At 56.9% G+C, this 6,733-nt stretch carries 8 protein-coding genes; 4 read left to right on the top strand and 4 right to left on the bottom strand.

Annotated features, from left to right (window positions below; all coding sequences use genetic code 11):
* Positions 1-200: HAMP domain-containing sensor histidine kinase (locus tag Q7T06_RS02825; protein WP_304779821.1), on the top strand; the 200-nt coding region annotated here is incomplete at its 5' end.
* A 117-nt stretch (positions 201-317) separates the two neighbouring features.
* The gene (locus tag Q7T06_RS02820) at positions 318-2,012 is read left to right on the top strand and encodes a phosphoethanolamine transferase (RefSeq protein ID WP_304779818.1); all 1,695 of its coding nucleotides are present in this window, start codon (positions 318-320) and stop codon (positions 2,010-2,012) included.
* 141 nt (positions 2,013-2,153) lie between these two features.
* Here Q7T06_RS02820 and Q7T06_RS02815 read toward each other — a convergent pair whose 3' ends face one another.
* Complete coding sequence (locus tag Q7T06_RS02815; RefSeq protein WP_304779815.1) at positions 2,154-3,257, bottom strand: acyltransferase; 1,104 nt, start codon at positions 3,255-3,257, stop codon at positions 2,154-2,156.
* 301 nt (positions 3,258-3,558) lie between these two features.
* On the opposite strand from Q7T06_RS02815, the gene Q7T06_RS02810 reads away from it, so the two are divergent.
* Positions 3,559-4,065, top strand: a complete 507-nt coding sequence (locus Q7T06_RS02810; RefSeq protein WP_304779812.1) for a hypothetical protein — start codon at positions 3,559-3,561, stop codon at positions 4,063-4,065.
* 117 nt (positions 4,066-4,182) lie between these two features.
* The gene (locus tag Q7T06_RS02805; RefSeq protein ID WP_304779807.1) at positions 4,183-5,313 is read left to right on the top strand and encodes a sensor histidine kinase; all 1,131 of its coding nucleotides are present in this window, start codon (positions 4,183-4,185) and stop codon (positions 5,311-5,313) included.
* A gap of 18 nt (positions 5,314-5,331) precedes the next feature.
* Here Q7T06_RS02805 and Q7T06_RS02800 read toward each other — a convergent pair whose 3' ends face one another.
* From Q7T06_RS02800 to Q7T06_RS02790, 3 genes are read right to left on the bottom strand one after another with little or no spacing between them, the layout of a single operon-like run.
* The gene (locus Q7T06_RS02800; protein ID WP_304779804.1) at positions 5,332-5,571 is read right to left on the bottom strand and encodes a hypothetical protein; all 240 of its coding nucleotides are present in this window, start codon (positions 5,569-5,571) and stop codon (positions 5,332-5,334) included.
* Between the two features lie 23 nt (positions 5,572-5,594).
* Positions 5,595-6,371, bottom strand: coding sequence for a PIG-L deacetylase family protein (locus Q7T06_RS02795; RefSeq protein WP_304779801.1), 777 nt, complete (start codon positions 6,369-6,371; stop codon positions 5,595-5,597).
* The gene (locus Q7T06_RS02790; RefSeq protein ID WP_304779798.1) at positions 6,368-6,724 is read right to left on the bottom strand and encodes a glutaredoxin; all 357 of its coding nucleotides are present in this window, start codon (positions 6,722-6,724) and stop codon (positions 6,368-6,370) included. Before Q7T06_RS02790 ends, Q7T06_RS02795 begins: the two co-directional genes overlap by 4 nt.
* Positions 6,725-6,733 lie beyond the last annotated feature (9 nt).

Raw genomic sequence — 6,733 nt, 5'->3', positions numbered from 1 at the left:
GCTTTGTCCGCGGCAAGGACAATACGCATGTAGGTTCCGGCCTGGGACTGGCGATCGTCAAGCGCGTGGTCGATCATCTGGGCTGGCAGATAGAACACCAGACGCCGCCAGGCGGTGGCAGCCGTTTCACGTTGACATTTCCACCACATTCAGACGCTGCAGGAGATTTTCAAGGCGACAGGACCGCGCTTCCAGCCTGAGTATTCTGAGCGCACTCTGCATCCAATAAACGAGCCTGTGTCGGCCCGACCTTAACGCACCCTTAACGGCGAAATCGATAGCGTAGCGACTTCTTCTATCTGAAGTTGGTATACGCATTGAAAATTTTGCAAGCTGCCGGCAATCCCGGCACAGCCCTGAACCTTAGTGGCAGCAGCCACTTTTTCCCGTTTTTTGCTCGCCTCCCAGCCATAAGCGTTGAGCGGCTGGCCATACTTGCGAGCCTGTTTTTTTCGCTGGCGTGCAATCACCTGTTTTTCTCGGCCGCACTGGCCAATCGTGACTGGTCGCATCCGGGCACCTGGATTTTTGCCGGTGCGATTTTTATCGCGATCACCGCTTTGCAAAGCGCCGCCCTGTTCATCCTGCTCAATCGCTGGAACGCCAAACTGGTGCTTTCCGTGCTGTTCCTCGTCACCGCAGCGGCCACGTATTACATGAACACCTACACCGTATTCTTCAATACGGAAATGGTCAGGAACATCCTGCGCACCGACGTCAAGGAAGCCAGTGAATTATTCTCGCTGAATTTCTGCATACACATGTTCGTGTACGCAGTGCTGCCGATACTGCTGGTCTCGCAATTGCGGTTGAAAACCACGCCTTTGCGTCGCAGCATGCTGGTGCGCCTGGCTTACGTCGTTGGCGCCATCGTCATTGCCGCCGGCTCCATCATGCTGGTGTTCCAGGATTTTTCTTCGCTGATGCGCAATCAAAAGGAAGTGCGCTTCCTGATCACGCCAAGCAACTACCTGTTTTCGCTGACCCGCGTAGTGGCTGCCGATACCGCGCAGGCAAACACGCCGAAGATTCCGATCAGCGGCGATGCCAAACTGGGCGCCGGCTGGGCCCAGCGCACCAAACCCATGCTGTTCGTGCTGGTAGTCGGTGAGACCACACGTGCAGCAAACTGGGGCTTGAACGGTTACGCGCGTCAGACCACGCCCGAGCTGAGCAAGCTCAATGTCATGAACTTCAGCAACGCCACGTCCTGCGGCACCAATACCGAAGTATCGGTACCGTGCATGTTCTCGACCTATGGCCGGCGCAATTACGATGAAAAAGAAATCCGCGGACATGAATCGCTGCTGCACATCATCGACCATGCCGGCCTGAAAACCGTATGGCGCGACAATCAGGCTGGTTGCAAGGGTGTATGCGACGGCCTCGAAGAGCAGCGTCTCGACAACAGCAAGAATGCCGCGCTGTGCGATGGCGAACGCTGCCTCGACGAGATCCTGCTGGACAACATGGATGGCGAAATACACAAGGCAAAGAATGGCAATCTGTTCGTCGTGCTGCATCAACTGGGCAATCACGGGCCGGCCTATTTCCGCCGCTATCCTGCCGAAATGCGTACCTATGCACCGACCTGCGATACGGCAGACCTGAGCAAGTGCTCGAAAGAAGAGATCGTCAATGCCTACGACAATGGCGTGCTGTACACCGATCGCTTCCTCGCCAAAACGATCAACTACCTGAAGACGCAAACGACTTACGATACGGCCATGCTGTATCTGTCCGACCATGGCGAATCGCTGGGCGAACGCGGCATATTCCTGCACGGCTTGCCGTACTCGATCGCACCGAAGGAACAGACGCAGATACCGATGGTGATGTGGCTGTCGCAAGGATTCGCCAACAGTTTCGGCTTGAACACGGACTGTATCGGCAAGCGTAGTGGCAATGCAGTCAGCCATGACAACCTGTTCCACTCGATACTCGGCATGCTGCAGATCGAATCGAAATATTATGACAAAACGCTCGATCTGAGCGCAGGCTGCCACGCATAAGCGGATAGCGTATTTATCCCCGGCGCAGAGCCGAGGTGAAAGTCAAACCACCAATGAAAAGCCCCGGTCTGCATTAAATGCAGACCGGGGCTTTTCATTTAGGGCAGCGCGCCCGGCTTGGGCACGCGCCACGCATGGCAACTAACTGATTTTCGCGGCGACCAGCATGCCGCTGAGCAGGAAACCGGTTGGTATCAACAAACGCTTCCGGCCTGTCCATCGACGATTTTCCACCCATGTGAACAACAGCGCACCGCCGGCTATGCTGGCGCCAAGCGCGATCAGCATGCCGACGATGTTGGCAAATATCTGTTGCGGAAAGAAGTGGGAAAAGACTGCATTCACGAGCATGCACAGCGGGAAGTGGATCAGGAAGACTGAATACGAAATACGCCCGAGATACGTCAGCGCGGGCGGCATCTGCCATTGCTCCAGTGCGCCGGATTGGCGCGCCACACCCAGCATCAGCATCACACTACCCGCCACCAGTATGCGTGCGCGGAAATCAAGCAGCAAGGCAGCCAGCACCACCATGCTCAGCAAGGCCAGCCACAGCACGCCATGCTGGCGGCGCGACGCCCAGTAAGCAAGCGCGCCCAAGCCGTAAGAACCGAAGAAATACAGCGCGGTCGCATCCCATTCCTGGTTCAGGTTGAAGATGAACAGCGATGCCAGCGTTAGCAGTGCGATCGCTATCGGGCCGAGAAAATTCAGGCGCGGGTAGCGCGCTTCTATTCGGCCGGCGCACCAGAGCAGCAGTGCTGCCAGCGCAAACAGCTGCAGGTCGATCGCCACATACCAGACGCCGGCAGACAGGGCTTCCTGCCCGACCAGGTCCTGCAGGAAAAATACATGCGCCAGCAACTGCATGAAGTCGGGGGCGTCCGGGATCGAATCATGCGTCAGTAATTCGCGCGCAATTTCCGCACACAGGACTGCGAACGCCAGCGCGACCAGGTAGGGTATGGCCAGGCGCAGATAGCGTTGATAGATGGACTGTATAGGGTTGCCGAGCAGCGGTTTGCCATGTGGCGCAAATTTAGCCGCCAGCAAAAATCCGGCAATCACGAAAAAGGCTTGCACCGCCATCCGCCCGTATTGATATGACAGATCGATCAGCGTCGGCATGAGCGGATAGGCGACATCGGACATCGGACCGTAAAACGCGAGATGGTGAAGCACGATTAACAAACAGGCAATTGCCTTGAGCGCATCGACGCAAGGCATTCTGGAAGAACTACGCATGAATATCTGACTTCTTGGATTTCTATTTTGACGCCACTGGCGGATAGGGAGGAGCTCGTCGACTATTCTGCCGACCCAGCCTCAGCAAGGGGAAGGGCGCGAGTTTACACCCAATGGCCTTATTTTGCAGGCTGATGGGATGAAAATCCTGTAATAGCGATCGAACGATTATCAGGATGCCATGTCTGTAAGGCGACAAAACCCTGCGCCCAGGCAGCTATCCAAGCCACAAGCTGTATGCGCGCAGCAGCGAATAACACTATGATACGCAACCCGGGCTATTCGATAAAAGCGACTTTCCATGCACAACACTGAATTACACGACGACAGCGCAGCGGATCACGGCAACGCCATACACGAGCCACGCCTGTGGCGCGACGACGGCTGGACTGCACGCGTCATCAAGAATGAAGACGATGAAGGCTGGGCGGTGGCCATGATCAAGGATGGCGAAAGCGAACCGGCACTGGTCGGTCCGTGGACGATGGGGCGCGACAAGAAGAATCCCAAGCCGCTGGATACGCCCGCCTTCCATACGCTGGTGAAAACAGCCGCCGAAATATTGCGCAGGCATGAACAGCAACTGCATGCGACGCTGCACAAGAGCGTGACGGTAAATACCGCGAGCGCCACGATCACGGTCGCACTGGATATCGTGCCGGATGAAGACGATCCGTATGCACTGCTCAGCGCACAGGATGAAGACGGCGCACAACTGGCTGAAGTACGCGTGGTGCCATCCTTCAAATTGACGCGCACCAGTGCCGAAAAATGGATGGAAAACGGTTTCCGGAAACCTGCTGATTGAATTGAGCAGTTTGCGACAGACAGGCAGATTGCCCGTTTGTGCACACAACAAAGCTTACAATGCCTTGATGCATCACTTTCTCCCGATACTCTCTCCAGCCACCAGCAAAAGACGCGCATGAAACTATCCCGTTTTATCACCGAGCACATGGAAGAAATTCTCAACGAATGGGATGCATTTGCCCAAACGCTACTGCCTGCTGCCGCAGATATGTCTTCCCGCGCCTTGCGCGATCACGCCAGGCAGATCCTGCAAGAGCTGACCGTCGATATCGACACCAAACAAAGTGCGCTGGAGCAGACCGAGAAATCCAAAGGCATGGCCATGGATGTATCGGATGACAGTGCCGCCGCCACGCATGGCGAATTGCGCCATCTGAGCGGCTTTTCACTGCTGCAACTGACCTCGGAATACCGCGCGCTGCGGGCCACCGTATTGCGCCTGTGGCTGCCGCACGTTACGCAGATTACAGAAATAACGACGCGCGACATGGTTCGCTTCAACGAAGCCATAGATCAGGGATTGGCGGAGTCAGTCGTCACCTATTCCGAAAGCAATGTGCGCACACGGGATACCTTCCTAGCGATTCTTGGACATGATTTAAGAAGCCCGCTGGCTGCAATGGCCATGGCGGGCCATTATCTGGCGCTGCCCGGGGTGGGGACGGAGGCAACCCTGCGCGTCGGCAGCCGCGTCAAACGCAGTGCGGCGACCATGACGGCAATGGTCAATGACATGCTGGAATATGCGCGCGGGCAGCTGGGCGGCGAAATGCCGATCGCATTCGAGCAAGCCGATCTGCAGGATATTTTTCAAGCCTCGCTGCATGACGCCAGGGCGGTGCATCCCGAATGCCCGTTTGAACTGAGCACGACAGGAGATCTGAGCGGCTCGTTTGACAGCGTACGCCTGCAGCAGGTATTTACCAACTTGCTCAATAACGCCGCGCAATACAGGGGGAAAGAGCACCCCGTCACCATACTCGCCGAAGGCAAGGCAGATACGGTGACTATCCAGGTGAAAAATTTCGGTCCTGCGATTCCACCCGAATCGCTGCAGACGATATTTCAGCCGCTGGTTCAACTCTCGGTGGAAGATGAGCAGGTCGGCCGCCCATCCACCAGCCTGGGCCTGGGATTGTTCATCGCGCGCGAAATCACGCTGGCGCACGGCGGCACCATTTCAGCCACCTCCGATGAAACAAACGGGACCGTCATGACGGTCCAGCTGCCACGCGCGCGTTCCTGATTAGCGCCTGACAAGCGCCTACGCGGCGCCGAGCTTGCCGTACAGGCGGGCAAATTCTTCATCCAGCGTGTTCTTCGGCAAGCTGCTGTTGCCGCGGCCATACCAGTAACGCGCATTGCCCAGATCGCCTTCGACGCGATGCAGGTAACCGTGTATCAGGCACGAGTATTCATCGCCATGCACCTGCACCAGCGCGTGCGACTCTTCCCAGTTTCCCGCTTTTGCCAGATCCAGCACTTTCTTGTGATCACAAGCCATTTCTTATCCTTGCTTATCCTTGATTAGTCGCCGGACCCATAGCGTTCCAGCTCGAATACTTCGGCATATTCACACCCGAGTGTGAGGCCGGTGTGACGATTGACTGCCAGCACGCGCTCGTCAAATCCCTGTCCACGCGTATTCAAATTGCGCTGATGCTGCGACTGATGCAAACGCAGCATTTCCGCTTTCCACCTCGCCGCGTCCGCATCAAACGGCATATAGAGATCGGTACGCATCGCCAGCGTTTTCGCATCCTGGTTCAATACTGCCCACAGCTGCAGATTATCCGCCAGCGCAGCGGCGCGAAACAAGGCATACGTGCGCTGATGCGTGACATTGCTGTCGTTCCCGTGCGGCATGAACACCAGATCCGGCTGACGCGTCGATAAATAATCGCGTATGCAAGCCTGATTGGCCGCGTCCAGCCGCGGGTTGCCTTTTTCATCCGGCGGCAGGCGCAGGAAGGTCAGGCGCTCGGGCGGCAAACCGAAGAATGCGCAACTCGCACTCTGTTCGGCTTCACGCAGGGCCGCCTTCTCTGCCGCCGCATGCGCACCGGAAAAACCGTCTTCGACACCGCTGGCGCCAGTCGTCAACACAGCCAGATGGATGATGTCGCCACGCTGGTGGAAGCAGCGCAAGGTGACGCCTATCGCATCGAAGTCATCCGGGTGCGGCGCCAGCACCACCAGCACCAGCGGCGACGGCAGCTGCAGTTGTAAATCCTGCACGTTCAACGGCTGCTTGTCTGGCGCAGGCTGCAGCGCCAGTGTCATCGCATGCTGCCCTTGATTCATTTGACTATCGTGCCGGCCTTGAGCGCGGCCACGGTTTCACGGTAGCCGCCGATCAGCTTGCCGTCTGCATACACTTGCGGGAAAGTCGGCCAGCCACTCCACATCTTGATGGCCAGCCTTGGTTTCCACATCGACCAGTAATTACCGTATTCAAGATAGGTAAAGGCGACACCCGCCTCATCCAGAGCCTGGCGCGCCTTCTTGACGAAGGGATTGATGCCCATGCCGACCACGACTACATGGTCGGCCGCCACATGCTGCGCCACTTCGCTGACCACCTTCTGGTGGTAGCTGGAAATCAAACGCAGCGCATCAGGCGCAATATGTTCTGTAGCAAGTATGGGACGGTTCATGCAATCTTT

Source organism: Herminiimonas sp., assembly GCF_030645555.1.
In the GTDB taxonomy this organism is placed as follows: Bacteria; Pseudomonadota; Gammaproteobacteria; order Burkholderiales; family Burkholderiaceae_D; genus Oxalicibacterium.
Note: the sequence above shows the minus strand (reverse complement) of the source record. Positions and strands in the feature narration are given on the sequence as shown.

Excerpts from the sequence above, each read along its gene's own strand:
- Q7T06_RS02805 (WP_304779807.1), top strand. The coding sequence starts at position 4,183 with ATGAAACTATCCCGTTTTATCACCGAGCACATGGAAGAAATTCTCAAC.
- Q7T06_RS02815 (WP_304779815.1), bottom strand. The coding sequence starts at position 3,257 with ATGCGTAGTTCTTCCAGAATGCCTTGCGTCGATGCGCTCAAGGCAATT.
- Q7T06_RS02810 (WP_304779812.1), top strand. The coding sequence starts at position 3,559 with ATGCACAACACTGAATTACACGACGACAGCGCAGCGGATCACGGCAAC.
- Q7T06_RS02790 (WP_304779798.1), bottom strand. The coding sequence starts at position 6,724 with ATGAACCGTCCCATACTTGCTACAGAACATATTGCGCCTGATGCGCTG.
- Q7T06_RS02800 (WP_304779804.1), bottom strand. The coding sequence starts at position 5,571 with ATGGCTTGTGATCACAAGAAAGTGCTGGATCTGGCAAAAGCGGGAAAC.
- Q7T06_RS02795 (WP_304779801.1), bottom strand. The coding sequence starts at position 6,371 with ATGAATCAAGGGCAGCATGCGATGACACTGGCGCTGCAGCCTGCGCCA.